24 protein-coding genes are annotated in these 25,899 nt (G+C 57.5%); 19 read left to right on the top strand and 5 right to left on the bottom strand.

Going from position 1 to position 25,899, the window contains the following annotated elements; translation table 11 throughout:
* Positions 1 to 46 precede the first annotated feature (46 nt).
* On the bottom strand, positions 47 to 1,375 hold the full coding sequence (gene srmB / locus FY206_RS18495) for an ATP-dependent RNA helicase SrmB (RefSeq protein WP_023344704.1): 1,329 nt from the start codon (positions 1,373 to 1,375) through the stop codon (positions 47 to 49).
* Positions 1,376 to 1,507: 132 nt separating this feature from the next.
* On the opposite strand from srmB, the gene trmN reads away from it, so the two are divergent.
* Positions 1,508 to 2,245 (top strand): tRNA(1)(Val) (adenine(37)-N(6))-methyltransferase TrmN, encoded by a 738-nt coding sequence (gene trmN, locus FY206_RS18490; protein ID WP_032643657.1) that lies wholly within the window; start codon positions 1,508 to 1,510, stop codon positions 2,243 to 2,245.
* Here the strand turns inward: trmN and nadB are convergent.
* On the bottom strand, positions 2,230 to 3,849 hold the full coding sequence (gene nadB / locus FY206_RS18485) for an L-aspartate oxidase (RefSeq protein ID WP_032643656.1): 1,620 nt from the start codon (positions 3,847 to 3,849) through the stop codon (positions 2,230 to 2,232). The genes trmN and nadB overlap by 16 nt on opposite strands.
* Before the next feature lie 343 nt (positions 3,850 to 4,192).
* Between nadB and rseD the strand changes: the two genes are divergently transcribed.
* The 12 genes from rseD to acpS all read left to right on the top strand — a co-directional run bounded on the left by rseD (position 4,193) and on the right by acpS (position 13,606).
* Positions 4,193 to 4,276, top strand: coding sequence for a rpoE leader peptide RseD (gene rseD, locus FY206_RS25855; protein ID WP_223605340.1), 84 nt, complete (start codon positions 4,193 to 4,195; stop codon positions 4,274 to 4,276).
* Positions 4,273 to 4,848, top strand: a complete 576-nt coding sequence (rpoE, locus tag FY206_RS18475; protein WP_032643655.1) for an RNA polymerase sigma factor RpoE — start codon at positions 4,273 to 4,275, stop codon at positions 4,846 to 4,848. Before rseD ends, rpoE begins: the two co-directional genes overlap by 4 nt.
* A gap of 31 nt (positions 4,849 to 4,879) precedes the next feature.
* Complete coding sequence (gene rseA / locus FY206_RS18470; protein ID WP_008502186.1) at positions 4,880 to 5,530, top strand: anti-sigma-E factor RseA; 651 nt, start codon at positions 4,880 to 4,882, stop codon at positions 5,528 to 5,530.
* Positions 5,530 to 6,483, top strand: a complete 954-nt coding sequence (gene rseB / locus FY206_RS18465) for a sigma-E factor regulatory protein RseB (RefSeq protein ID WP_032643654.1) — start codon at positions 5,530 to 5,532, stop codon at positions 6,481 to 6,483. Before rseA ends, rseB begins: the two co-directional genes overlap by 1 nt.
* A complete protein-coding gene (rseC, locus tag FY206_RS18460; RefSeq protein ID WP_032643653.1) occupies positions 6,480 to 6,956 on the top strand; it encodes a SoxR-reducing system protein RseC in 477 nt (158 codons plus the stop codon). Before rseB ends, rseC begins: the two co-directional genes overlap by 4 nt.
* 185 nt (positions 6,957 to 7,141) lie before the next feature.
* Positions 7,142 to 8,941, top strand: a complete 1,800-nt coding sequence (lepA, locus tag FY206_RS18455; protein WP_023308849.1) for a translation elongation factor 4 — start codon at positions 7,142 to 7,144, stop codon at positions 8,939 to 8,941.
* A 15-nt stretch (positions 8,942 to 8,956) separates the two neighbouring features.
* Complete coding sequence (lepB, locus tag FY206_RS18450; RefSeq protein ID WP_032643652.1) at positions 8,957 to 9,931, top strand: signal peptidase I; 975 nt, start codon at positions 8,957 to 8,959, stop codon at positions 9,929 to 9,931.
* Positions 9,932 to 10,153: 222 nt separating this feature from the next.
* Positions 10,154 to 10,834, top strand: a complete 681-nt coding sequence (gene rnc, locus FY206_RS18445) for a ribonuclease III (protein WP_003860711.1) — start codon at positions 10,154 to 10,156, stop codon at positions 10,832 to 10,834.
* The gene (gene era, locus FY206_RS18440; protein ID WP_032643651.1) at positions 10,831 to 11,736 is read left to right on the top strand and encodes a GTPase Era; all 906 of its coding nucleotides are present in this window, start codon (positions 10,831 to 10,833) and stop codon (positions 11,734 to 11,736) included. Before rnc ends, era begins: the two co-directional genes overlap by 4 nt.
* A gap of 17 nt (positions 11,737 to 11,753) precedes the next feature.
* A complete protein-coding gene (gene recO / locus FY206_RS18435; protein WP_032643650.1) occupies positions 11,754 to 12,461 on the top strand; it encodes a DNA repair protein RecO in 708 nt (235 codons plus the stop codon).
* Positions 12,462 to 12,494: 33 nt separating this feature from the next.
* Positions 12,495 to 13,226: a pyridoxine 5'-phosphate synthase gene (pdxJ, locus tag FY206_RS18430; protein WP_032643649.1), complete on the top strand. Its 732-nt coding sequence runs from the start codon at positions 12,495 to 12,497 to the stop codon at positions 13,224 to 13,226.
* Positions 13,226 to 13,606 (top strand): holo-ACP synthase, encoded by a 381-nt coding sequence (gene acpS / locus FY206_RS18425; protein WP_032643648.1) that lies wholly within the window; start codon positions 13,226 to 13,228, stop codon positions 13,604 to 13,606. The genes pdxJ and acpS overlap by 1 nt, the downstream gene beginning before the upstream one ends.
* Here acpS and FY206_RS18420 read toward each other — a convergent pair.
* Complete coding sequence (locus tag FY206_RS18420; RefSeq protein ID WP_008502177.1) at positions 13,603 to 13,863, bottom strand: YfhL family 4Fe-4S dicluster ferredoxin; 261 nt, start codon at positions 13,861 to 13,863, stop codon at positions 13,603 to 13,605. The genes acpS and FY206_RS18420 overlap by 4 nt on opposite strands.
* 46 nt (positions 13,864 to 13,909) lie before the next feature.
* On the bottom strand, positions 13,910 to 14,758 hold the full coding sequence (locus FY206_RS18415) for a MurR/RpiR family transcriptional regulator (protein ID WP_032643647.1): 849 nt from the start codon (positions 14,756 to 14,758) through the stop codon (positions 13,910 to 13,912).
* Between the two features lie 117 nt (positions 14,759 to 14,875).
* Here FY206_RS18415 and murQ point away from each other — a divergent pair, with 117 nt between their 5' ends.
* From murQ to tadA, 4 genes are read left to right on the top strand one after another with little or no spacing between them, the layout of a single operon-like run.
* Positions 14,876 to 15,769 carry an N-acetylmuramic acid 6-phosphate etherase gene (gene murQ / locus FY206_RS18410; protein WP_032643646.1) on the top strand — a complete coding sequence of 298 codons (894 nt, stop codon included), beginning with the start codon at positions 14,876 to 14,878 and terminating at the stop codon, positions 15,767 to 15,769.
* Positions 15,770 to 15,780: 11 nt separating this feature from the next.
* Complete coding sequence (locus FY206_RS18405; protein WP_032643645.1) at positions 15,781 to 17,142, top strand: PTS transporter subunit EIIC; 1,362 nt, start codon at positions 15,781 to 15,783, stop codon at positions 17,140 to 17,142.
* 3 nt (positions 17,143 to 17,145) lie between these two features.
* A complete protein-coding gene (yfhb, locus tag FY206_RS18400) occupies positions 17,146 to 17,781 on the top strand; it encodes a phosphatidylglycerophosphatase C (protein WP_032643644.1) in 636 nt (211 codons plus the stop codon).
* A gap of 57 nt (positions 17,782 to 17,838) precedes the next feature.
* Positions 17,839 to 18,345, top strand: coding sequence for a tRNA adenosine(34) deaminase TadA (gene tadA, locus FY206_RS18395; protein ID WP_206753008.1), 507 nt, complete (start codon positions 17,839 to 17,841; stop codon positions 18,343 to 18,345).
* On the opposite strand, the gene mltF is transcribed toward tadA, so the two are convergent.
* On the bottom strand, positions 18,233 to 19,783 hold the full coding sequence (gene mltF, locus FY206_RS18390; protein ID WP_032643642.1) for a membrane-bound lytic murein transglycosylase MltF: 1,551 nt from the start codon (positions 19,781 to 19,783) through the stop codon (positions 18,233 to 18,235). The genes tadA and mltF overlap by 113 nt on opposite strands.
* A gap of 267 nt (positions 19,784 to 20,050) precedes the next feature.
* Here mltF and purL point away from each other — a divergent pair, with 267 nt between their 5' ends.
* Positions 20,051 to 23,938, top strand: a complete 3,888-nt coding sequence (gene purL / locus FY206_RS18380; protein ID WP_045889901.1) for a phosphoribosylformylglycinamidine synthase — start codon at positions 20,051 to 20,053, stop codon at positions 23,936 to 23,938.
* A gap of 533 nt (positions 23,939 to 24,471) precedes the next feature.
* Positions 24,472 to 25,899, top strand: coding sequence for a two component system sensor histidine kinase QseE/GlrK (gene qseE / locus FY206_RS18375; RefSeq protein WP_032643640.1), 1,428 nt, complete (start codon positions 24,472 to 24,474; stop codon positions 25,897 to 25,899).

Here is a 25,899-nt window from a genome sequence, read left to right as displayed (position 1 = left end):
GCTACGGGGGGGGAATAAAAAAGCCGGGGAAATCCCCGGCTTTTTCTTACTCTTCGGTTTTTGTCTCTGGTGCGGCAGAGCTTGGCTTACGGCGCTTACCAATATTCTTGGTATCGCGGTGACGCTGCTTCACGCGCGGCTTCTCTTTTTCTTTCTCTTTTCTCTCAGCACGTTTCGCGAGCGCTTTCTTGGACGGTTTGCCCGTCATTTTTTCACTCGGCGCACGCGTGGTTGGGCGCAGGCCATCAATAACGCGCGCTTTCAGCGGCTCATCAACGTAGCGGCCAATTTTCTGCAGCAGCAGGTAGTCATGCGCTTCAACCAGTGAAATCGCAATCCCTTTGCGGCCCGCGCGACCGGTACGGCCAATACGGTGCAGGTAGGTATCGCCGCTGCGCGGCATATCGAAGTTAATGACGTGACTGACGTCAGGGATGTCGATCCCGCGTGCGGCAACGTCAGTCGCAACCAGCACGTTAACGCGACCGTCGGTCAGACGCTTAATGCCTTCGGTACGCTTGATCTGCGCCATCTCGCCTTCAAGATAGCAGTTGTTGATCCCGGCGTTACGCAGCATCTCAGCCAGCTCGTGCACGCGCTCGCGCTTACGCACAAACACGATGGTGCGCAGCGCATCTTCCTGCTTCAGCAGGTGCTTCAGCAATTCGACCTTGTGCTCAAGGTTATCCGCGCGGTAGTACCACTGGTGGATCTTCTTACGCTCACGCGTGGACGGCGTAGCCGATACTTCCACCGGATCTTCCAGCAGACGCTCTGCGAAGTCTTTAATCGCTTCCCCTTCGAGGGTGGCAGAGAACAGCATCGTCTGGTTACGCCAGCGCGTTTCACCCGCAATATGCTCGATATCCTGTGCGAAGCCCATGTCCAGCATGCGGTCGGCTTCGTCGAGGATCAGCGTTTCAACCGCGCGGCAGTCAAAGTTCTCTTCTTTAATGTACTGCAGCAGGCGGCCCGTCGTTGCCACGACGATATCCTGGTTTTCGCTGAACACTTCGGCGTGGTTCATGTACGCAACGCCGCCGGTGATGGTGGCGATATCCAGATGGGTATTTGCCGCGAGTTCACGCGCGTGATCGGCAACCTGCATGGCCAGCTCGCGCGTAGGCGTCAGGATTAAAATACGCGGCGGGCCAGATTTTTTACGCGGAAAGTCGAGCAGATGCTGCAACACAGGCAGCAAATAGGCTGCTGTCTTCCCCGTGCCGGTTGGCGCAGAACCGAGCACATCGCGGCCCTCAAGCGCAGGCGGAATGGCCGCAGCCTGAATGGCGGTCGGGCGTGTAAAGCCTTTGCTCTCAAGTGCATTGAGCAGGCTTTCATCGAGTTCAAGTTCGGAAAAAGTCGTTACAGTCATGTTCTACCTCTGTGTGGGGCGCTGATTATAGACGTTACGGCTGTAATCTTCATCTGTTTGTATGGATATCGCTTTTCGGCCACTTCGCTTTCCCCTATGCTACTCCAGTTTCACTTAGAAGGTTGCCCCGACATGTCTCAACTCAAAGCGCAGCTGCGCCGCGATGGTTTTACGTTCAAACAATTTTTTGTCGCCCACGATCGCTGTGCCATGAAGGTCGGTACCGACGGTATTTTACTGGGGGCGTGGGCCCCTGTCGCAGGCGTTAAGCGTATTCTTGATATTGGTACCGGCAGCGGGCTGGTGGCGTTGATGCTGGCGCAGCGAACTGAAGAACATGTCACCATTGATGCCGTCGAGCTGGATGTACAGGCCGCAGAGCAGGCGAGTGATAATATGGCCGAATCTCCCTGGGCCGCCCGCATGAAAGTGGAATGCGCGGACGTGCTCGCCTGGGCGCCTGAACAAACCGCGCGTTACGATCTGATCGTCAGCAACCCTCCCTACTACGCGCCCGGCGTTGAGTGCGGGACTCCCGAGCGTGAACAGGCGCGTTATACCGGCTCTCTCGATCATAAGGCGCTGCTCACCAGTGCGGCAGAACTCATCTCCGAAGAAGGTTTTTTCTGCGTGGTCCTGCCGGAGAGCACCGGCAATACCTTCATCGCTATCGCGCAGGAGATCGGCTGGACGTTACGTCTGCGTACCGATATTTCGGATACGGAAGGCCGACTGCCGCACCGCGTGCTGCTGGCGCTCTCGCCGAAAGAGGGTGAATGCTTTAATGACCGGATGGTGATCCGCGGGCCAGACCAGCGTTATTCCGAAGATTACACTGCCCTGACCCAGGCGTTTTATCTGTTTATGTAAACCTGAGGGGCGAGGATCGAGGGGCCGGATACAGCAAGCCGATCCGGGTAGTCCAGGTTATAGTGCAATCCGCGGCTCTCCTTACGCATCATCGCACAGCGAACGATCAGTTCGGCAACCTGCACCAGATTGCGCAGCTCCAGCAGATTATTGGATACGCGGAAATTGGCATAATACTCATCTATCTCCTGCTGCAGCATGGTGATGCGGCGCAAGGCGCGTTCCAGACGTTTCGTGGTGCGCACAATCCCGACGTAGTCCCACATAAATAGCCGCAGCTCATGCCAGTTGTGCTGGATCACGACCAGCTCGTCCGGATTCTCCACGCGGCTTTCATCCCAGGCAGGCAGGTGCTCTGTCTCGCGGGCGTAGGGCATGCGCCTGGTGATATCTTCTGCGGCAGACCAGCCGTACACCAGGCACTCAAGCAGCGAGTTAGAGGCCATACGGTTCGCGCCGTGGAGCCCGGTAAAGCTGACCTCACCGATGGCATACAGGCCATCCACGTCGGTACGTCCATGATCGTCAACCATCACGCCACCGCAGGTATAGTGGGCGGCTGGCACAATGGGCACCGGATCGCGGGTCAAATCAATCCCCAGGCTCAGCAGCTTTTCGTAAATCATCGGGAAATGCTGGCGAATGAACGCTGCTGGCTTATGGCTGATATCGAGGTACATGCATTCCACGCCAAGGCGCTTCATTTCGTGGTCGATGGCGCGGGCAACGATATCGCGCGGGGCCAGTTCGCCCCGGGCGTCAAAGTCGGGCATAAAGCGGGTGCCGTCAGGGCGTTTCAGATAGGCGCCTTCGCCGCGCAGGGCTTCCGTGAGCAAGAAGTTGCGCGCCTGAGGGTGGAACAGGGCGGTTGGGTGAAACTGATTAAATTCGAGGTTTGCCACCCGGCAGCCGGCGCGCCAGGCCATCGCGATACCGTCGCCGGAGGCAATGTCCGGGTTCGTGGTGTACTGATACACTTTTGAGGCACCGCCCGTGGCCAGCACCACGGCCTTCGCCCGGCAGGTTTCCACCTTCTCTTTATTGCGGTTCCAGACCCACGCCCCCACCACGCGACGCGTGCCCGGCAGGCCAATTTTGTCGGAGATAATCAGGTCAACGGCATTACTTCGTTCAAGCACCCGAATATTTGGATGACTCAGCGCTTTGCCAACCAGCGTGGTCTCCACTGCTTTACCGGTGGCATCCGCAGCGTGCAGGATGCGGCGGTGGCTATGACCGCCTTCGCGCGTCAGGTGGTAGCTCTCTTCACCGTTGGGGTGAACCTGCGTATCGAATAAGACGCCCTGGTCGATGAGCCACTGAACGCAGTGACGGGCATTGCTGGCGACAAACTCTGCGGCGTGCGGATCCACGATCCCGGCCCCGGCAATCAGCGTGTCTTCTACGTGGGATGCAATGCTGTCCGTCTCGTCAAACACGGCGGCAATCCCGCCCTGGGCATAAAACGTAGAACCTTCACTTATCGGTCCTTTACTCAGAACGATAACGTTTTGATGCTCCGCCAGGCGCAGCGCCAGAGAGAGACCGGCAGCGCCGCTGCCGACGATCAGGACATCACAATGCAGTTCAGGTGTTGTATTCATGATTGTTGTTTAATTTACTAAACAGTGTTGAGTCAGAATAGCACCTGAATGCGATTTATCGCACGTTTTTTTTAAAAGATGTTGCAATGGCTAAACGCGTAAGCGGGGGTAAACGGAGGGTAAATGAGTGAAATTATTTTGCGAAGCAGATCGTTAGCGTCAGATTTTGTGGTGAAATAAAGCCTGTGTTGCGTTACTCTTCTGGCGGGAAAAAGATGTTTCTTGTGAGAAAGTGGTGCGTATCGTGAACAGACTTATAATGAGAGAAAATGAACGGTCTGCGGCGCGATGAACAAAAACAAAGGCGTTACGGAACTTATTGACGATCGGACACTCTAATTCGGTGCTTGCTCAAAGTGCGGTATTTTTAGAGTGGCGTTTCGATAACGCGTGGAATTTAGGTTTGGGGAGACATTACCTCGGATGAGCGAGCAGTTAACGGACCAGGTCCTGGTTGAACGGGTCCAGAAGGGAGAGCAGAAAGCCTTTAACCTACTGGTGGTGCGCTACCAGCACAAGGTGGCGAGCCTGGTTTCCCGCTATGTACCGTCAGGTGATGTACCTGATGTGGTGCAAGAGTCTTTTATTAAGGCCTATCGCGCGCTGGATTCTTTCCGGGGAGATAGTGCTTTTTATACCTGGCTGTACCGTATTGCGGTCAATACGGCAAAGAATTATCTGGTCGCTCAGGGCCGTCGTCCACCTTCAAGTGATGTGGACGCAATCGACGCCGAAAACTTCGAAAGTGGCGGCGCATTGAAAGAAATTTCGAACCCTGAGAACTTAATGTTGTCAGAAGAACTGAGACAAATCGTTTTTCGCACGATCGAGTCGCTCCCGGAAGATTTACGCATGGCAATTACGTTACGGGAGCTTGATGGTCTGAGCTATGAAGAGATAGCCGCTATCATGGATTGTCCGGTCGGCACGGTACGTTCACGAATTTTCCGTGCGCGAGAAGCTATTGATAATAAAGTTCAACCGCTTATCAGGCGTTGACGATAGCGGGATACTGGAAAAGGTATTAGGCATGCAGAAAGAAAAACTTTCCGCTTTAATGGATGGTGAAACGGTGGATAGTGAGCTGCTCAACGAGCTGTCTCATTCACCCGAAATGCAAGAGACCTGGGAGAGTTACCATCTCATTCGTGACACCCTTCGCGGTGACACCGGCGAGGTTCTCCATTTCGATATCTCAGCCCGCGTCATGGCGGCGATTGAGAATGAGCCTGTTCATCAGACCACTCCGCTGATTCCTGAAGCTCAACCCGCGCCTCACCAGTGGCAGAAAATGCCGTTCTGGCAAAAGGTGCGCCCGTGGGCCAGCCAGCTTACCCAAATGGGTGTGGCTGCATGCGTATCGCTTGCAGTTATTGTTGGCGTCCAGCACTATAATACTCAGTCTGAAACTAATCAGCAGCCAGAAGCGCCAGTGTTTAACACACTGCCGATGATGGGCAAAGCCAGCCCGGTAAGCCTGGGCGTACCGGCTGATGCTTCCGCCAGCGGCGGTCAGCAACAGCAGGTTCAGGAGCAGCGCCGTCGCATTAATGCGATGTTGCAGGATTACGAGCTGCAGCGTCGACTGCACTCTGAACAGCTTCAGTTTGAGCAGGCGCAGACACAGCAAGCCGCTGTGCAGGTGCCCGGAAACCAAACTTTAGGAACGCAATCGCAGTAATGAAGCAACTTTGGTTCGCCATGTCTCTGATGGCGGGTAGCCTGTTCTTCTCTGCCAACGCCTCGGCTGATGTATCATCCGGGGCGTTGTTGCAGCAAATGAATATGGCCAGCCAGTCACTCAACTACGAGTTGGCATTTATCAGCATCAATAAGCAGGGCGTCGAGTCGTTACGCTATCGTCATGCCCGTCTTGATAATCAGCCGCTCGCCCAGCTTTTACAGATGGATGGCCCGCGTCGGGAAGTTGTCCAGCGTGGTAACGAAATCAGCTATTTCGAGCCCGGTCTGGAGCCTTTCACGCTGAATGGCGACTATATCGTTGATTCTCTGCCGTCGCTCATTTATACCGACTTCAAACGGCTTGCCCCTTACTACGATTTTATTTCGGTAGGGCGTACCCGCATCGCGGACAGGCTGTGCGAGGTGATTCGCGTTGTCGCCCGCGATGGTACGCGCTACAGCTATATCGTCTGGATCGACGCTGAAACCAAACTCCCGATGCGGGTTGACCTCCTTGACCGTGACGGTGAAACGCTGGAACAGTTCCGCGTGATCTCCTTCAGCGTGAACAATCAGGTTGGCAACAGCATGCAAAACCTGGCCAAGGCCAGCCTGCCGCCGCTGCTTTCTGTTCCCGCCGGGGATTCCGTTAATTTCAACTGGGTACCTGCCTGGATCCCTCAGGGGTTTAGCGAAGTGTCCAGCAGCCGTCGCCAGCTGCCAACGATTGAAACGCCGGTGGAATCGCGCCTCTATTCCGACGGTTTGTTCAGCTTCTCGGTGAACATCAACCGCGCAACGGCAAACAGCGCCGAACAAATGCTGCGTACCGGGCGCCGAACGGTGAGCACTACGGTACGCGATAACGCCGAGATCACCATTGTGGGTGAACTTCCTCCGCAAACGGCGAAGCGCATTTCCGACAGCATTAAATTCAGGGCTGCACAATGATCAAAGAGTGGGCGACGGTCGTCTCGTGGCAGAACGGCATTGCGCTGGTGAGCTGCGATGTCAAAGCCTCATGTAATAGCTGCGCATCACGCGCCGGCTGCGGTAGCCGCGTGCTGAATAAGCTCGGGCCGCAAACCTCGCACACGATTTCTGTACCCAGCGAACAGCCGCTGATGGCGGGGCAGAAGGTCGAGCTGGGCATTGCGGAAGGCAGCCTGCTCAGCTCCGCCATGCTGGTGTATCTCTCTCCGCTGGTCGGGCTGTTTATCATGGGCGGCCTTTTCCAGATGCTGTTCGGTACCGATGTGGCCGCCATGTGCGGGGCCGCTTTGGGAGGCGTTGGCGGGTTCTGGCTGGCTAAAGGCCTCTCTCCGAGGCTCGCCGCGCGCGAGGAGTGGCAGCCTGTCATTCTTAGCGTGGGGCTGGCGCCAGATCAGCTTCGTGTTGAAACGCTCTCTTCTGAGGCCCGGTGATCCATCGGGCTTTATCATTTTTTACACCCTAAAACAGAAAACGTCCTTTCTTCACGCTATACCTGTCTCTAAGTGCATTTCCAGGTAGCGAGGATGTAGTGTAGAATGCTGCGTTTTCGCACTGAAAAACGTCAGGCTAAGAACAGCGGCCTCCAGGAATTCGTAAGGCATAATTATTTAACTATATGAAGAACATACGTAACTTTTCGATCATTGCTCACATTGACCACGGTAAGTCGACGCTGTCTGACCGTATTATCCAGATTTGCGGTGGCCTGTCTGATCGTGAAATGGAAGCCCAGGTTCTGGACTCCATGGACCTGGAACGCGAACGCGGTATCACCATCAAGGCGCAGAGCGTCACGCTGGATTACAAAGCGGCTGATGGCGAAACCTATCAGCTGAACTTTATCGACACCCCAGGCCACGTTGACTTCTCCTATGAGGTTTCACGCTCGCTCGCGGCCTGTGAAGGCGCGCTGCTGGTGGTGGATGCCGGGCAGGGCGTAGAAGCCCAGACCCTGGCAAACTGCTACACCGCGATGGAAATGGATCTCGAGGTTGTGCCGGTTCTGAATAAAATCGACCTGCCGGCCGCCGATCCTGAGCGCGTAGCGGAAGAGATTGAAGATATCGTCGGCATTGACGCGACCGATGCGGTGCGCTGCTCCGCGAAAACCGGCGTCGGCGTGACCGACGTGCTGGAACGCCTGGTGCGTGATATTCCGGCCCCGGAAGGCGATCCGGATGCCCCGCTGCAGGCGCTGATTATCGACTCCTGGTTCGATAACTATCTGGGCGTTGTCTCGCTGGTGCGTATTAAAAACGGCACCATGCGTAAAGGCGACAAAATCAAGGTGATGAGTACCGGGCAGGTCTACAACGCCGACCGTCTGGGTATCTTCACGCCAAAACAGGTTGACCGCACCGAGCTGACGTGCGGCGAGGTAGGCTGGCTGGTCTGCGCCATTAAAGACATCCTCGGCGCGCCGGTGGGCGATACCCTGACCGGTGCGCGTAACCCAGCAGATAAAGCGCTGCCGGGCTTTAAAAAGGTGAAACCGCAGGTTTACGCGGGCCTGTTCCCGGTCAGCTCTGACGACTACGAAAACTTCCGCGACGCGCTTGGTAAGCTGAGCCTGAACGATGCCTCCCTGTTCTACGAGCCAGAAAGCTCAACGGCGCTGGGCTTCGGCTTCCGCTGCGGCTTCCTCGGCCTGCTGCACATGGAGATCATTCAGGAGCGTCTGGAGCGTGAATACGATCTGGATCTGATCACCACGGCACCTACCGTAGTCTATGAGGTTGAAACCACCTCGAAAGAAGTGATCTACGTCGACAGCCCGTCCAAGCTGCCACCGCTGAACAACATTCACGAGCTGCGTGAGCCGATTGCCGAGTGTCACATGCTGCTGCCGCAGGAGTTCCTGGGTAACGTCATTACGCTGTGTATTGAGAAGCGCGGCGTGCAGACCAACATGGTTTACCACGGTAACCAGGTGGCGCTGACCTACGAAATCCCGATGGCGGAAGTGGTCCTCGATTTCTTCGACCGTCTGAAGTCCACCTCCCGTGGCTATGCGTCACTGGACTACAACTTCAAACGCTTCCAGGCTTCTAACATGGTGCGCGTGGACGTGCTGATCAACGGCGAGCGTGTGGATGCGCTGGCGCTGATCACCCACAACGATAATGCGCCGTACCGCGGCCGCGAGCTGGTTGAGAAGATGAAAGATCTGATCCCGCGTCAGCAGTTCGATATCGCGATTCAGGCGGCCATTGGCAACCACATTATCGCGCGCTCAACCGTGAAGCAGCTGCGTAAAAACGTTCTGGCGAAGTGCTATGGCGGTGACGTCAGCCGTAAGAAAAAGCTGCTGCAGAAGCAGAAAGAAGGTAAGAAGCGTATGAAGCAGGTCGGTAACGTCGAGCTGCCGCAGGAAGCATTCCTTGCCATTCTTCATGTTGGTAAAGACGGCAAATAACCCTAAGGAGTTGGCATGGCGAACATGTTTGCCCTGATCCTGGTCATTGCTACCCTGGTGACAGGTCTGCTGTGGTGTCTGGATAAGTTTATCTTCGCCCCAAAACGTCGTGAACGTCAGGCTGCCGCACAGGCAGCCACCGGTGACCAGCTGGATGCGAAAACCCTGAAGAAAGTCGGCCCGAAACCGGGCTGGCTGGAAACGGGCGCGTCGGTATTCCCGGTGCTGGCGATTGTGCTGGTGGTGCGTTCGTTTATTTACGAGCCGTTCCAGATCCCATCCGGTTCAATGATGCCAACGCTGCTGATCGGTGATTTTATTCTGGTGGAAAAGTTTGCCTACGGCATTAAAGATCCTATCTACCAGAAAACGCTGATCGAAACCGGTCATCCGAAACGTGGCGACATCGTGGTGTTCAAATATCCGGAAGATCCGCGCCTGGACTACATCAAGCGCGCGGTAGGTCTGCCGGGTGACAAAGTAACCTACGATCCGGTTGCGAAAGAAGTTACCGTTCAGCCGGGCTGCAGCTCCGGTACCGCATGTGAAAACGCGCTGCCAATCACCTACTCAAACGTTGAGCCAGGTGATTTTGTGCAGACCTTTGCCCGTCGTAACGGCGGCGAAGCGACCAGCGGATTCTTCCAGGTACCGAAAGGCGAAACCAAAGAGAACGGCATCCGTCTGGTTGAACGCAAAGAGACGCTGGGCGACGTGACGCACCGTATCCTCACCGTGCCAATCGCGCAGGATCAGGTGGGGATGTACTATCGCCAGCCGGGCCAGCAGCTGGCGAGCTGGATTGTACCGCCAGGCCATTACTTCATGATGGGTGACAACCGCGATAATTCTGCGGACAGCCGTTACTGGGGCTTTGTGCCGGAAGCGAATCTGGTGGGTAAAGCGACCGCCATCTGGATGAGTTTTGAGAAGCAGGAAGGCGAATGGCCGACCGGTGTACGCCTGAATCGTATTGGCGGAATCCATTAATTCTCACCAAATGAACGCGTAGCCGCTTTAATTAGCGGCTACGTGAATTATTTCCTCGATAAATCTCTTTGAACTAACGACATCCCCTGTCGTTGTGTATAGAATATTCCCCCGAAGTTTAAGGTTGGCCCTGCAAGGGTGCCACGGCACACGAAACCGCGTTGGTTTTCTCAGGTCGGTTTCGTGTGCTGCTTTTTTGACGCATTCATTTATTGGTATCGCATGAACCCCATCGTAATTAATCGGCTTCAACGGAAGCTGGGCTACACTTTTCATCATCAGGAGTTGTTGCAACAGGCATTAACCCACCGCAGTGCCAGCAGCAAACATAACGAGCGACTCGAGTTTTTAGGCGACTCTATTTTAAGTTTCGTGATTGCAAATGCGCTTTATCATCGTTTCCCGCGCGTGGATGAAGGTGATATGAGCCGCATGCGCGCCACGCTGGTTCGGGGGAATACCCTTGCGGAGATCGCGCGCGAATTTGAACTGGGCGAATGTCTGCGTCTTGGACCGGGTGAGCTGAAAAGCGGCGGCTTCCGTCGTGAATCTATTCTTGCCGATACGGTCGAAGCATTAATTGGTGGTGTGTTCCTGGACAGCGATATCCAGACCGTCGAAAAGCTGATCCTGAACTGGTATCAGACCCGTCTGGACGAAATCAGCCCGGGCGATAAACAAAAAGATCCGAAAACGCGTCTGCAGGAATATTTGCAGGGTCGCCATCTGCCGCTGCCATCTTATCTGGTGGTGCAGGTCCGTGGCGAAGCGCACGATCAGGAATTTACCATCCATTGCCAGGTCAGTGGCCTGAGTGAACCGGTGGTGGGCACGGGTTCAAGCCGTCGTAAGGCTGAACAGGCTGCCGCCGAACAGGCGTTAAAAATGCTGGAGCTGGAATGAACGAAGAAAAAACCTATTGCGGATTTATTGCCATCGTCGGACGTCCGAACGTTGGCAAATCCACCCTGCTGAATAATCTGCTTGGGCAGAAGATTTCCATCACCTCGCGTAAGGCGCAGACCACGCGTCACCGCATCGTCGGCATCCATACTGAGGGCGCGTATCAGGCGATCTACGTCGATACCCCGGGCCTGCACATGGAAGAGAAGCGCGCCATCAACCGCCTGATGAACAAGGCGGCGAGCAGCTCGATTGGCGACGTGGAGCTGGTAATTTTCGTTGTGGAAGGCACCCGCTGGACGCCGGACGACGAGATGGTGCTGAACAAGCTGCGTGACGGTAAAACGCCGGTCATCCTCGCGGTTAACAAAGTTGACAACGTGCAGGAAAAGGCCGATCTGCTGCCGCATCTGCAGTGGCTGGGCAGCCAGATGAATTTCCTCGATATCGTTCCGCTGTCTGCTGAGACCGGACTGAACGTGGACACCATCGCGGGCATCGTGCGTAAGCATCTGCCGGAAGCGATTCACCACTTCCCGGAAGACTACATCACCGATCGCTCTCAGCGCTTTATGGCGTCTGAAATCATCCGTGAAAAGCTGATGCGTTTCCTGGGGGCCGAACTGCCGTACTCCGTGACGGTGGAGATCGAGCGTTTCCAGAGCAACGAGCGCGGCGGCTACGACATCAACGGCCTGATCCTCGTTGAGCGAGAAGGGCAGAAGAAGATGGTGATCGGCAACAAAGGGGCCAAGATCAAAACCATCGGTATTGAAGCCCGCAAGGACATGATGGAGATGTTCGAAGCGCCGGTTCACCTCGAACTGTGGGTGAAAGTGAAATCTGGCTGGGCCGATGATGAGCGTGCTCTGCGCAGCCTCGGTTACGGCGAAGACCAGTAACGCAAGACGGCGAGCATATGGATGGATGGCAGCGCGCTTTCGTCCTGCACAGTCGTCCCTGGAGCGAAACCAGCCTGATGCTGGACGTCTTCACGGAAGAGTCGGGTCGCGTGCGCCTTGTTGCCAAAGGCGCACGTTCCAAACGTTCTAATCTGAAAGGTGCGCTGCAGCCCTTCACGCCGCTGCTGGTTCGCTTCGGTGGGCGAGGGGAAGTCAAAACCCTGCGCAGCGCCGAAGCCGTCTCCCTGGCGCTTCCTCTCTCCGGCATCACGCTCTATAGCGGTCTGTACGTCAACGAACTCATCTCACGCGTTCTTGAACATGAGACTCGCTTCTCTGAACTTTTCTTCGATTATCTGCACTGTATCCAGGCGCTGGCTGGCGCAACCGGCACGCCCGAACCCGCGTTGCGGCGTTTTGAGCTGGCGCTGCTGGGGCACCTTGGATACGGCGTAGACTTTCTGCACTGTGCGGGCAGCGGAGACGAAGTAGAAGACTCCATGACCTACCGCTACCGCGAAGAGAAAGGCTTTATCGCCAGCATCGTGATCGACAACAGCACCTTTACCGGGCGCCAGCTCAGGGCGCTGTATGAGCGTGAGTTTCCCGACCAGGACAGCCTGCGCGCTGCAAAACGCTTTACCCGGATTGCCCTCAAGCCGTATCTTGGCGGCAAGCCCTTAAAGAGCCGCGAATTATTCAGGCAGTTTGTGCCGAAACGTTAGACCACAGAATCGAAAAGAAAACCGAGGATTGTCATGGCTGAATTACTGTTAGGCGTCAACATCGATCACATCGCCACGCTGCGTAATGCGCGCGGCACGGCGTATCCCGATCCGGTTCAGGCTGCGTTTATCGCTGAACAGGCTGGCGCCGACGGCATTACCGTTCACCTGCGCGAAGATCGTCGCCACATCACCGATCGCGACGTGCGCATTCTGCGTCAGACGCTCGATACCCGCATGAATCTTGAGATGGCGGTCACCGAAGAGATGCTGGCGATTGCCTGCGAGACCCAGCCGCACTTCTGCTGCCTGGTGCCGGAAAAACGCCAGGAAGTCACGACCGAAGGCGGTCTGGATGTGGCCGGTCAGCTCGACAAAATGCGCGATGCCTGTAAGCGTCTGGCGGATGCCGGTATCCTGGTTTCTCTGTTTATTGACGCCGATTTCACCCAGATTAAAGCGGCAGCCGACGTAGGCGCACCGTATATCGAAATTCACACCGGCTGCTATGCCGATGCCAAAAACGATGAAGAGCAGGCGAAAGAGCTGGCGCGTATCGCCAAAGCGGCCACCTACGCGGCGAGCCTGGGCCTGAAGGTCAATGCCGGTCACGGCCTGACCTACCATAACGTGAAGGCCATTGCCGCCATTCCGGAAATGCACGAGCTGAATATCGGCCACGCCATTATTGGCCGTGCGGTGATGAGCGGCCTGAAAGAGGCGGTTTCAGAGATGAAGCGCCTGATGCTGGAAGCGCGTCAGTAATGGCCATTCTGGGCTTAGGCACCGATATCGTAGAAATAGCCCGCATTGAAGCGGTGATCGCCCGCAGCGGCGAGCGCCTGGCAAGACGGGTGCTGAGCGATAACGAGTGGGCCATCTGGGAAACGCATCAGCAGCCGGTGCGTTTTCTGGCGAAGCGCTTTGCGGTAAAAGAGGCGGCCGCCAAAGCCTTCGGGACCGGCATTCGTAACGGTCTGGCGTTTAACCAGTTTGAAGTGTTTAACGATGAGCTGGGTAAGCCAAGCCTACGTTTATGGGGCGAGGCGCAAAAGCTGGCGGAGAAGCTGGGCGTGAATCATATGCACGTGACGATCGCGGATGAACGCCACTACGCCAGCGCAACGGTGATTATCGAAAGCTAAAGCTTGTCCGCGTGGTGCATCAGGACAAACTTATCCCACAGCTGCTCTTCGCTCTCGACGTGTGCCGGATCCTTCAGGATGGTATTCGGGATCGGGCACACCTTCTGGCAGGTCGGCGTCTCATAGTGGCCGATGCATTCCGTGCAGCGGTCGCTGTTAATCTCATAAATGCTGTCGCCCATCGAAATGGCCTGGTTCGGGCATTCGGGCTCGCACATATCGCAATTGATGCATTTTTTGGTAATTAACAGCGCCATCAGGAAATTCTCAGAAACAACACAAACTGGGCGGGCATTATACGCGTCAAACCAGTTTCTTTACCAGTTCTTCGCTGTGGCGAATGCGCTCGGGCGCGTGCTCCAGATCCTGCTGCACCAGGGCCATAAACAGCAGGTCCGTCAGCATCATTTGTGCACTGGTGGACGAGATCGCCGCGCTGCGCGTGGCCTGCTCTTCGGCTATGGTATATAAACAGCGCGTTGCCCGCTGCTGCAGGGCATTCGGCGAAAATCCGGTGATCGCCAGAATTTTACCCCCGACGCGCAGCGCTTCATCGGTGGCCATGTTGATTTCACGGCGCTCGCCGGAGTAGGAGATCGCCAGCAGCAGATCGTCAGGATCCATCGCCTGCACGGTCGCCAGCAGGGCGTGCATATCCTGCTCGACGATGGCGTTAAGGCCAATTTTTGTCAGCTTCCAGCCAAAATTGCGCGCCACAAGGCCGGACGCGCCGATGCCGGTCAGAATAATCCGCCGCGCGCCGCGCAGCATCGCCACGCTCTCCAGCAGCTTCTCTTCCGTGTTCACATCGAGCGTCGCATGCATGGCCGCCACGTTCTCTTTGATCAGCTTTTCGCCGACCAGCCGCATCGGATCATCGCCGCGGATCTGATTATGCACCGGCATTGACTGCGGGTTGGGGTTGCTCACCAGCGCTTCACTGATCGCCAGCTTGAGGGCGGGGAACCCCTTAAAGCCGATCTTCTGGGCAAATTTCACCACGCTGGACTGGCTCACCCCGGCTTCACTCGCCAGCTGCTGCGAGCTGAGATGGCGCGCGCGATCGGGTTGAGAAAGCAGAAAATCCGCCAGCTTCTTGTCGCTTTGGGCAAAGCCGGCATAGCGCTGGCGAATGCGAATTAAACAGTTCATACGGTCTCCTGGCGAAAATGTGATTATCTGCGCAAATACGAATTTTGCTCGCCTGAATGAATTTTATATTCCATTATAGTGTGATTATTATGAATTAAAAATTCTTGAGGTACAAAAATGAATCTTGGCTCACTTGTTTCTGAAACGCGTAACCCGCAAACCATGGATCTGGACGCGCTCTCCACCCTGGAGCTGGTTAACCGCTTTAATCAACAGGATACGCTGGTCGCGCAGGCAGTGAAAGAGACATTACCTGAGGTCGCGAAGGCGGTCGATGCGGCGGCGGAGGCCCTCAAGGCCGGGGGGCGCATTATCTACATGGGGGCAGGCACCAGCGGGCGTCTTGGGGTGCTGGATGCGTCAGAATGTCCGCCAACCTTCGGGGTGCCGCATGGTCTGGTGGTCGGGCTGATTGCCGGCGGGCCCGGCGCGCTGCTGAAGGCCGTGGAAGGGGCGGAAGATAACAAACAGCTGGGTGAAGATGACCTGAAAGCCCTGAACCTTACCGCGCAGGATCTGGTGGTCGGGCTGGCGGCATCCGGGCGCACGCCGTACGTCATTGGCGGGCTGGAATACGCCAACCGGACAGGCTGCACCACGGTGGCCATCTCCTGTAATCCCGGCTCCCCGATTGCGCAGGTGGCCGCTATCGCCATCTCTCCGGTGGTCGGGCCGGAAGCGCTCACCGGCTCCACGCGCCTGAAGTCCGGGACCGCGCAAAAGCTGGTGCTCAATATGATCTCCACCGGCGCGATGGTGAAGTTCGGCAAGGTGTATCAGAACCTGATGGTGGATATGCAGGCCACTAACGTCAAGCTGGTGGACAGAGCCTGCCGCATGGTGATGGAGGCGACGGGCGCAGGCCGCGAGGAGGCGGAAGCGGTACTCAAGCAGACCGATCACGATGTTAAACCGGCCATTCTGATGATCTTAAGCGGGCTGGATGCGGCGAGCGCGCGAGCCAGACTCGCTGCGCATAACGGCTTCTTACGGGCGGCATTAGAAAACTAACAGAGGCGTCTATGGACAAAACAGCAGCGCTCGCCAGCGATATCCTGCAGGGGATTGGCGGGGAAAAAAATATTCAGCGTCTCGAAAACTGCATGACGCGCGTGCGCGTCGAGGTGCATAACGACGACCAGCTTGACGTGCCGCGCCTGAAGCAACTGTCCGGCGTCAGCGGCTATGTGAAACAGGGCCAGCAGCATCAGCTGATCGTCGGGCCCGGTAAAGCGGCGCAGGTTGTTGACGCCATGCGCGCGCTGATGGGCGGCGGGGCAAGCGTGTCGATCGACGATGCTGAGCGCACCAAAGCGCAGGCAAAGGCCAAATACAAAGCCCCTATGAGCGACGCGCTGCGACAGCTGGCAAACGTCTTCATTCCGCTAATCCCGGCGTTTATCGCCTCAGGCCTGATCACCGGGATCATCAATATCCTTAAGCGGCCGGATATTGTCGGGGATTTCGCCACGCAGTATCCGAACCTGCTGGGGATTCTCGGGATCTTCGGCAGCGCGGTGTTCGCCATCATGAACATTCTGGTGGGGGTGAATACCGCGAAGGTGTTTGGCGGATCGCTGGCGATGGGCGGCGTGATGGCGGGCATCTTGTCCAGCCCGCAGCTGGCGCAGATCACGCTGTTTGGCGAGGCGCTTCAGCCCGGCCGCGGCGGGGTGATCGCCGTGCTGCTGGTGGTTATCCTGATGTGCTGGATCGAGAAAAGGCTGCGCGCGGTTCTGCCTGGCTCGATCGAGCTGATCCTTAACCCGCTGTTAACCACCTTAATCACCGGCAGCGTAGCCATTGTCGCCCTTCAGCCGTTAGGCGGGTGGATCTCGGAAGCCATCGCCCACGGCGCCTCTCTGGCGATCGACCGTGGTGGGTTATTAGTGGGCGCGGTGCTGTCGGGTACCTTCCTGCCGCTGGTGCTGACCGGCCTCCATCAGGGGCTGGTGCCAATCCACGTTGAGCTGGTGCAGGCGCATGGCTATAACGCGCTTTTGCCTATTCTGTCGATGGCGGGCGTGGGGCAGGTCGGCGCGGCGATTGCCATACTGATGAAAACCCGCAACGCGCGTCTGAAAAAAGTGATTAAAGGCGCGCTCCCGGTCGGCCTGCTCGGGATTGGCGAGCCGCTGATTTTTGGCGTCACGCTGCCGCTGGGTAAACCGTTTCTCGCGGCCTGCCTGGGCGGCGCGGTAGGCGGCGCGCTGATCAGCTACTGGAAGGTCGCCACCGTGATCACCTTTGGACTTTCCGGTTTACCGCTGGCATTAACCATCGTGACCGGAAAAGTGATGCTCTATCTGTTAGGCTATTTAGTAGCGGTGATCGCCGGGTTCCTGTTTACCTGGCTATTAGGATTCAACGACCCAGAGGAGTAAGGTTTGACAAACCACGCGCGTCGCATTGTCTTTTTCGACCTGGATGGCACGCTGCATCAGCAGGATATGTTTGGCACGTTTATGCGCTACCTGCTGCGGCGTCAGCCCCTGAATGCGCTGCTCGTGCTGCCGCTCTTACCGGTTATCGGCATCGCGCTGCTGGCGAAAGGCCGCGCGGCGCGATGGCCGATGAGCCTGCTGCTGTGGGGATGTACGTTTGGACACAGCGACGCGCGGCTCAAACAGCTGGAAAAGGATTTTGCGCACTGGTTTCGCGGGCACGTCGCCGCCTTTCCGGTGGTGCAGGCGCGCCTGACCGGCTACCTCGACGCGAACGATGCCGACATCTGGCTGATTACCGGCTCCCCGCAGACGCTGGTGGAGCAGGTCTATTTTGATACGCCCTGGCTTCCGCGCGTAAATCTTATCGCCACGCAAATTGCTCGCGGCTACGGCGGCTGGGTACTGACCCTGCGCTGCCTGGGGCATGAAAAAGTGGTCCAGCTGGAGAAACGCATCGGTACGCCGCTGCGCCTGTACAGCGGCTACAGCGACAGCAAGCAGGACAACCCGCTGCTCTATTTTTGCCAGCATCGCTGGCGCGTTACGCCATCAGGTGAACTCCAGCAACTCGAATAGTCTTATGCATAATCGGCGTGTATAATGCGCCCCGCTTTTCGACTGGAGTATCAACCGTTGTCCAACCCTGAACTCGACCATGAATACTGGATGCGCCATGCGCTAACGCTCGCTCAGCGCGCCTGGGACGAGGGCGAAGTGCCCGTGGGCGCCGTGCTGGTCCACAATAACCAGGTGATTGGTGAAGGGTGGAACCGTCCCATTGGTCGCCACGATCCTACCGCGCACGCCGAAATCATGGCGCTTCGTCAGGGAGGGCTGGTGCTGAAAAACTATCGCCTGCTTGACACGACGCTGTACGTGACGCTGGAGCCGTGCGTGATGTGCTCCGGCGCGATGGTGCACAGCCGGATCGGTACCCTGGTCTTCGGTGCGCGGGATGAAAAAACCGGTGCGGCCGGTTCCCTGATGGACGTGCTGGGTCACCCGGGAATGAACCACCAGGTGAAAACTATCGGCGGGGTGCTTGCACCAGAGTGTTCGGGACTATTAAGCGATTTCTTTCGAATGCGCCGTCAGCAGAAAAAGCAGCAAAAGGCAGAATTGAAGCTGTCGGGCGATTAAGCTCGTCCGGCGCCACGACAGGGTAGCTTTGGGCCAGCTGTTTGGCCTCCGTCGCCTCTTTCTCTTTCTCCAGCAGATACCCGACCAGGCTAATCTGATATTTACGGATATTTTCCACGTAGGCGTAGGCTTCATGCCCGCGCGCGTAGCCGTATGTCAGCTTGTTGTACCATGGCTTCTGGCTGAGCAGCGGCAGCCGCTGTTTTACGTCTGACCAGCTGTCCGGATTGCCTTTTGTTTTGGCCGTCAGCGCTCGCGCGTCAAGCATGTGCGCGTAGCCCATATTGTAAGCCGCCAGCGCGAACCAGATCCGCTCCTCTTCCGGCACCGTTTCCGGGACTTTTCCCATCATATCCTGCAGATAGCGCGCGCCGCCGCTGATGCTCTGTTCCGCATCGGTGCGGTCATTCACGCCCAGGCTCAGCGCGGTGTTTTTGGTTAACATCATCAACCCGCGTACGCCGGTCGGAGACGTGGCCTGGGTATCCCAGTGGGATTCCTGATACGAAATGGCCGCCAGCAGCTTCCAGTCAATCTCCTGGGCGTATTTTTCGAACAGCGGCTGGAGGTCCGGCAGGACGCTGTCTACCGCGCGCAGGAAGCTGCGGGTATCAACGTAGTCAAAGTCGTCACCATGGCCGAGGTACTTCTCCTCGAGGCGGGCCAGCGTTCCGTCTTCATTGATGGTGTTGAAGAAGTCGAGCATCGCGGCAGAAAAGGTCTGATCGTTATCAAGATGGCTAAACCAGGTGACGGGCTGCTCGTCGGTGACGTCCAGCGCCACGGCGATTTCAGGATGCACGCGCTGGAACAGGCTGATCGCGACCGAATCGGCAATGGTGTAGGGCACTTTCTGGTCTTTTACCTGCTCCAGCAGCTCGGTCGTGCCGAGTTTCGGATCCACCGTCCAGCTCAGGTCGGGAAATTTCTTCTCCTTGAGCTCCCGCAGATCCTCAATCACCACGTGACCGGGCGCAATCGTCAACTGGGTATCGTTAATCGTGGCCAGCGAGCGCGGGCGCTGGCTCCCGACGCGGTAAACCAGCTGCTGCGAAACGGAGTAGTAGGTCGGGCCCGGCTGGTAGTTCTTGCTGCGCTCGCTGTTATACACCAGCCCGGCGGCGAGCATATCGGCATCGTCGTTATCGAGGTCATCAAACAGCTGGTTGATATTCTGGCGAACGGTAATTTTAAGCTTCACACCAAGATAATCGGCAAACTGCTGCGCCAGTTCATAATCCAGGCCAATGATTTTGCCGTTGATGTCGCTGTAAATCAGCGGAGAGTTGAGGGTACTGACGCGCAATTCCCCCCGCTCCTGAATGGCGGCGATACGGTTTTCGGCTTTGCCGAACCAGGGAATAGAAGGCCAGAGGGCCACTGCCAGCAGCAACGTTACAATGCCGATGAGCAGATAATTAATCTTTAATTTTTTCAATTAGTTAATTCTCTGCGACGCCGGTTGCCTTAGTCTGCTGTAGCCATGTTAATAATCAGGTTTGCCATTGAATGAGCGGCATTTTGCGTAAACTTGCGCCACTTGGCAACCTATTAGAGAAGCAGGTCACATCTATTGTTAAATCTCTGCGGCAATTTTATTTCGACGCAAACGGTTTCGTCAGCGCTCAGGATTCTCTATAATGACGCCCGTTTTCCCCCCTTGCGCACACTGAAAGCGCCCCGGCGCTTCGAAGACGAGAGACTTATGATGGAAATTCTGCGTGGTTCGCCTGCACTGTCTGCCTTCCGTATTACCAAACTGCTGGCACGTTTTCAGGCGGCCGACCTTCCGGTAAGCAATATTTACGCTGAGTATGTCCATTTTGCTGACCTGAATGCCCCCCTGAATGCAGAGGAGCGCGTCCAGCTGGAACGCCTGCTCAAGTATGGCCCAAGCCTGAGCAGCCATACGCCAACCGGCAAACTGATCCTTGCGACGCCGCGTCCGGGCACCATCTCCCCCTGGTCTTCCAAAGCCACCGACATCGCCCACAACTGCGGTCTGAGCCAGATTAACCGTCTGGAGCGCGGCGTGGCGTACTACGTGGAAGCCTCTACCCTGAGCGACGCGCAGTGGCAGGCGGTTGCGGCTGAACTGCACGATCGCATGATGGAGAGCGTATTTGCCTCTCTCGATGACGCGCAGAAACTGTTCTCTCACCATCAGCCTGCGCCGGTACAGAGCGTAGACCTGCTGGGTCAGGGCCGTCAGGCGCTGATTGACGCCAACCTGCGTCTCGGCCTGGCGCTGGCAGAAGACGAAATCGACTACCTGCAGGATGCGTTTGTTAAGCTCAACCGTAACCCGAACGACATCGAACTCTATATGTTCGCGCAGGCGAACTCCGAGCACTGCCGCCACAAGATTTTCAACGCCGACTGGATTATTGACGGCGAACAGCAGCCAAAGTCGCTGTTCAAAATGATTAAAAACACCATGGAGCAAACCCCTGACCACGTGCTGTCTGCCTATAAAGACAACGCCGCGGTGATGGAAGGCTCCGAGGTGGGCCGCTTCTTCGCCGATCGCGAAGCAGGGCGCTATGACTTCCACCAGGAGCCCGCGCATATCCTGATGAAGGTTGAAACCCACAACCACCCGACGGCGATCTCCCCGTGGCCGGGTGCGGCGACCGGCTCCGGCGGTGAAATCCGCGACGAAGGGGCGACCGGTCGCGGTGCTAAACCCAAAGCGGGTCTGGTCGGTTTCTCCGTCTCCAACCTGCGTATCCCGGGCTTTGAACAGCCGTGGGAAGAAGATTTCGGCAAGCCGGAGCGCATTGTGACCGCGCTCGACATCATGACCGAAGGCCCGCTGGGCGGCGCGGCGTTTAACAACGAATTTGGCCGTCCGGCGCTGAACGGTTACTTCCGTACCTATGAAGAAAAAGTGGACAGCCACAACGGCGAAGAGCTGCGCGGCTACCACAAACCGATCATGCTGGCGGGCGGGATCGGCAACATCCGCGCCGATCACGTGCAGAAAGGCGGGATTGTCGTCGGCGCGAAGCTGATCGTCCTCGGCGGCCCGGCGATGAACATCGGCCTGGGCGGCGGGGCGGCTTCTTCAATGGCCTCCGGCCAGTCTGACGCGGATCTCGATTTCGCCTCCGTGCAGCGCGACAACCCGGAGATGGAGCGTCGCTGTCAGGAGGTAATCGACCGCTGCTGGCAGCTGGGCGACGCCAACCCGATCCTCTTTATCCACGACGTGGGCGCGGGCGGTTTGTCCAACGCCATGCCGGAGCTGGTGAGCGACGGCGGTCGCGGGGGGCGCTTCAACCTGCGCGATATCCTGAGCGATGAGCCGGGCATGAGCCCGCTGGAAATCTGGTGTAACGAATCCCAGGAGCGCTACGTGCTGGCGGTGGCGGCGGATCAGCTGCCGCTGTTTGACGAGCTGTGCCGCCGCGAGCGCGCGCCGTATGCCGTCATCGGTGAAGCGACCGAAGAGCAGCATCTCTCCTTAAGCGACACCCACTTTGATAACCAGCCGATCGATCTGCCGCTCGACGTTCTGCTCGGTAAAACGCCGAAGATGACCCGCGACGTCACCACCCGTAAAGCGGCGGGCAAAGCGCTGGATCGCCAGGGCATCACCGTGGCGGAAGCGGTCAACCGCGTGCTGCACCTGCCGGCTGTGGCAGAGAAAACCTTCCTGGTGACCATCGGCGACCGCACCGTGACCGGCATGGTCTCGCGCGATCAGATGGTCGGTCCGTGGCAGATCCCGGTGGCGAACTGCGCCGTGACCACCGCGAGCCTCGACAGCTACTACGGCGAAGCGATGGCTCTCGGCGAACGTACCCCGGTGGCGCTGCTGGACTTCGCTGCCTCTGCCCGTCTGGCGGTGGGTGAAGCGCTGACCAACATCGCCGCGACGCAGATTGGCGATATCAAGCGTATCAAGCTCTCCGCAAACTGGATGGCCGCTGCCGGTCACCCAGGCGAAGATGCTGGCCTGTATGAAGCCGTTAAGGCGGTGGGCGAGGAGCTCTGTCCTGCGCTTGGGCTGACCATCCCGGTGGGTAAAGACTCCATGTCGATGAAAACCCGCTGGCAGGAAGGCAGCGAGCAGCGCGAGATGACCTCTCCGCTGTCGCTGGTGATCACCGCGTTTGCCCGCGTGGAGGACGTGCGTCACACCGTTACGCCACAGCTTGCGACCGAAGACAACGCCCTGCTGCTGATTGACCTGGGTAAAGGCCACAACGCGCTGGGCGCAACCGCGCTGGCGCAGGTTTACCGTCAGCTCGGCGACAAGCCAGCCGACGTGCGCGACGTGGCGCAGCTGAAAGGCTTCTACGACGCCATCCAGGCGCTGGTGGCGCAGCGTAAGCTGCTGGCCTACCACGACCGTTCCGACGGCGGCCTGCTGGTGACGCTGGCAGAGATGGCCTTCACCGGCCACTGCGGCGTGGAAGCGAACATTGCAACGCTTGGCGAAGACCGTCTGGCGGCGCTGTTTAACGAAGAACTGGGTGCCGTGATTCAGGTGCGTGCCGCGGATCGCGACGCGGTTGAAGCCGTGCTGGCGCAGCACGGCCTGGCAGACTGCGTGCACTATCTGGGTAAAGCCGTTCAGGGCGACCGCTTCGTCATTGAAGCAGACGGCCATGCGGTGTTCAGCGAAAGCCGCACCACCCTTCGCATGTGGTGGGCGGAAACCACCTGGCAGATGCAGCGCCTGCGTGATAACCCGGAATGTGCCGATCGGGAACACAACGCCAAGGCTAACGACAACGATCCGGGCCTGAACGTGACGCTCTCCTTCGACATCAACGACGACATCGCCGCGCCGTACATTGCGACCGGCGCGCGTCCGAAGGTGGCCGTGCTGCGCGAGCAGGGCGTTAACTCCCACGTTGAGATGGCGGCTGCCTTCCACCGCGCGGGCTTCGACGCCATCGACGTCCACATGAGCGACCTGCTGGCCGGGCGGACCGGCCTGGAAGATTTCCAGGCGCTGGTGGCGTGCGGCGGCTTCTCCTACGGCGACGTGCTGGGCGCGGGCGAAGGCTGGGCGAAGTCCATCCTCTTCAACAGCCGCGTGCGCGACGAGTTCGAAACCTTCTTCCACCGTCCGCAGACGCTGGCGCTGGGCGTGTGTAACGGCTGCCAGATGATGTCTAACCTGCGCGAGCTGATCCCGGGCAGCGAAGCCTGGCCGCGCTTCGTGCGCAACCAGTCCGACCGCTTCGAAGCGCGCTTCAGCCTGGTGGAAGTGACCCAAAGCCCGTCTCTGCTGCTGCAGGGAATGGTTGGCTCACGGATGCCAATCGCCGTGTCCCACGGTGAAGGCCAGGTAGAAGTGCGTGACTCTGCGCATCTGGCTCAGCTGGAGAGCAAAGGCCTGGTGGCGCTGCGCTTTGTCGATAACTTCGGCAAGGTCACGGAAACCTACCCGGCTAACCCGAACGGCTCCCCCAACGGTATTACGGCGGTGACCAGCGAAAGCGGGCGTGCGACCATCATGATGCCGCACCCGGAACGCGTGTTCCGTACCGTGAGCAACTCCTGGCATCCGGAGAACTGGGGCGAGGACAGCCCGTGGATGCGTATCTTCCGCAACGCGCGTAAACAGCTGGGTTAAGTTTCAACGACCTACCTTTAGGCCCGGTGAGCGTCAGCGCCACCGGGCTTTTTTTGTCCTTGTCGCAAAATCGCGACAATCCTGTGAGCCAGGCGTCTCCAAAAGGAGACATTTAACCTATTGATTTATATAGGGTGGCAAAGGTTCCCTTTAAGGTGTTGCTGAATAGCGACACTTAGCCTGGAAATCATTCAATCGATAATTAACAGGCTAAACGACTAAAAATCATATATATCAATATGTTAATATTTTGTTTTGCATTCTGGCACGGGTGTTGCATAATATTAACCAGTGGCTCATTCACCTTCTTATGTCAGCCCCTTCGGGACGCGCTACATAAACTTCGAATGACGCACAAAAAGGTGCCTGCCGTCCAACTACTGATCATAGCGATGCTTTATCAGGCCAGGGCGAAACGTCGAGTTAGGCACCGCCTCATTCCATGACAAAGCCGGGTTTTTACCCGGCTTTGTTGTATCTGAAGGGCAGACTCAGTTACGCTCTGCGTAAACCCCCGTTAAGAGAGTAATGCGTTGAAACGCTGGCCCGTTTTCCCCCGCTCCCTGCGACAGCTCGTCATGATGGCTTTCCTGCTGATCCTGCTGCCGCTGCTGATCCTTGCCTGGCAGGCGTGGCAGAGCCTGAACGCGCTGAGCGCGCAGGCGGCGCTGACCAACCGCACGACGCTCATCGACGCGAGGCGCAGTGAAGCGATGACCAACGCCGCGCTGGAGATGGAGCGTAGCTATCGTCAGTATTGCGTGCTTGACGATCGGACGCTGGAAAAGGTGTATCAAAGCCAGCGTAAACGCTACAGCGAAATGCTGGACGCCCACGCGGGAGTTTTACCTGACGACAAGCTGTATCAGGCGTTACGTCAGGATCTGAACGATCTCGCCCAGCTCCAGTGCAGCAACAGCGGGCCGGATGCCGCCGCCGCCGCGCGTCTTGAAGCGTTTGCCAGCGCCAATACCGAGATGGTGCAGTCAACGCGCACGGTGATTTTCTCGCGCGGCCAGCAGCTCCAGCAGGAAATAGCCGAACGCGGGCAGTTCTTCGGCTGGCAGGCGCTGGTGCTGTTCCTGGTAAGCCTTGGCCTGGTCCTGCTCTTTACCCGCATGATCATCGGCCCGGTGAAGGGCATTCAGCGGATGATCAACCGCCTGGGGGAGGGCAAATCGCTGGGGGACACGGTCGCCTTTAAAGGCCCCCGCGAGCTGCGATCCGTCGGTCAGCGCATTATCTGGCTGTCCGAGCGCCTGGCGTGGCTCGAATCTCAACGCCATCAGTTCCTGCGCCATATCTCTCATGAGCTTAAAACGCCGCTCGCCAGCATGCGTGAAGGGACGGAGCTTCTGGCGGATGAAGTGGCAGGACCCCTGACGCCAGAACAGAAAGAGATTGTCGAGATCCTGGATAACAGCAGCCGCAATCTCCAGAAGCTGATTGAGCAGCTGCTGGACTACAACCGCAAGCTGGCCGACGGCGCGGTCGTACTGGAAAATGTCGACATTGAACCGCTGGTGGATATGGTGATCTCCGCCCACAGCTTGCCGGCAAGAGCTAAAATGATGCATACCGGTGTAGAGCTCAATGCGGCTAGCTGTCTCGCTGAACCCATGCTGTTAATGAGCGTTCTGGATAATCTTTATTCCAATGCGGTGCACTATGGTACTGAATCCGGTAACATTTATATCCGAAGCTATACGAAGGGTTCCCGGGTGTTTATCGACGTCGCTAACACCGGCACCCCGATCCCTGATGACGAAAAAACCATGATCTTCGAGCCCTTTTTCCAGGGAAGTCATCAGCGGAAAGGTGCGGTGAAAGGCAGTGGTCTGGGCTTAAGCATCGCCCGGGACTGCATACGACGCATGCAGGGTGAGCTAAACATTGCTACGGACGAACGTTCGGATGTTTGCTTCCGTATCGAACTGCCCCTGAGCCGGAAAAATCAATAA

Origin of the sequence: Enterobacter chengduensis, assembly GCF_001984825.2 — a bacterium.
Lineage (GTDB): Bacteria > Pseudomonadota > Gammaproteobacteria > Enterobacterales > Enterobacteriaceae > Enterobacter > Enterobacter chengduensis.
This window is presented reverse-complemented; position numbering and strand designations above follow the sequence as displayed.

What these genes read in the sequence shown, in the direction of transcription:
- srmB (WP_023344704.1), bottom strand. Translation starts at nt 1,375, where the DNA reads ATGACTGTAACGACTTTTTCCGAACTTGAACTCGATGAAAGCCTGCTC.
- trmN (WP_032643657.1), top strand. Translation starts at nt 1,508, where the DNA reads ATGTCTCAACTCAAAGCGCAGCTGCGCCGCGATGGTTTTACGTTCAAA.
- nadB (WP_032643656.1), bottom strand. Translation starts at nt 3,849, where the DNA reads ATGAATACAACACCTGAACTGCATTGTGATGTCCTGATCGTCGGCAGC.
- rpoE (WP_032643655.1), top strand. Translation starts at nt 4,273, where the DNA reads ATGAGCGAGCAGTTAACGGACCAGGTCCTGGTTGAACGGGTCCAGAAG.
- rseA (WP_008502186.1), top strand. Translation starts at nt 4,880, where the DNA reads ATGCAGAAAGAAAAACTTTCCGCTTTAATGGATGGTGAAACGGTGGAT.
- rseB (WP_032643654.1), top strand. Translation starts at nt 5,530, where the DNA reads ATGAAGCAACTTTGGTTCGCCATGTCTCTGATGGCGGGTAGCCTGTTC.
- rseC (WP_032643653.1), top strand. Translation starts at nt 6,480, where the DNA reads ATGATCAAAGAGTGGGCGACGGTCGTCTCGTGGCAGAACGGCATTGCG.
- lepA (WP_023308849.1), top strand. Translation starts at nt 7,142, where the DNA reads ATGAAGAACATACGTAACTTTTCGATCATTGCTCACATTGACCACGGT.
- lepB (WP_032643652.1), top strand. Translation starts at nt 8,957, where the DNA reads ATGGCGAACATGTTTGCCCTGATCCTGGTCATTGCTACCCTGGTGACA.
- rnc (WP_003860711.1), top strand. Translation starts at nt 10,154, where the DNA reads ATGAACCCCATCGTAATTAATCGGCTTCAACGGAAGCTGGGCTACACT.
- era (WP_032643651.1), top strand. Translation starts at nt 10,831, where the DNA reads ATGAACGAAGAAAAAACCTATTGCGGATTTATTGCCATCGTCGGACGT.
- recO (WP_032643650.1), top strand. Translation starts at nt 11,754, where the DNA reads ATGGATGGATGGCAGCGCGCTTTCGTCCTGCACAGTCGTCCCTGGAGC.
- pdxJ (WP_032643649.1), top strand. Translation starts at nt 12,495, where the DNA reads ATGGCTGAATTACTGTTAGGCGTCAACATCGATCACATCGCCACGCTG.
- acpS (WP_032643648.1), top strand. Translation starts at nt 13,226, where the DNA reads ATGGCCATTCTGGGCTTAGGCACCGATATCGTAGAAATAGCCCGCATT.
- FY206_RS18420 (WP_008502177.1), bottom strand. Translation starts at nt 13,863, where the DNA reads ATGGCGCTGTTAATTACCAAAAAATGCATCAATTGCGATATGTGCGAG.
- FY206_RS18415 (WP_032643647.1), bottom strand. Translation starts at nt 14,758, where the DNA reads ATGAACTGTTTAATTCGCATTCGCCAGCGCTATGCCGGCTTTGCCCAA.
- murQ (WP_032643646.1), top strand. Translation starts at nt 14,876, where the DNA reads ATGAATCTTGGCTCACTTGTTTCTGAAACGCGTAACCCGCAAACCATG.
- FY206_RS18405 (WP_032643645.1), top strand. Translation starts at nt 15,781, where the DNA reads ATGGACAAAACAGCAGCGCTCGCCAGCGATATCCTGCAGGGGATTGGC.
- purL (WP_045889901.1), top strand. Translation starts at nt 20,051, where the DNA reads ATGATGGAAATTCTGCGTGGTTCGCCTGCACTGTCTGCCTTCCGTATT.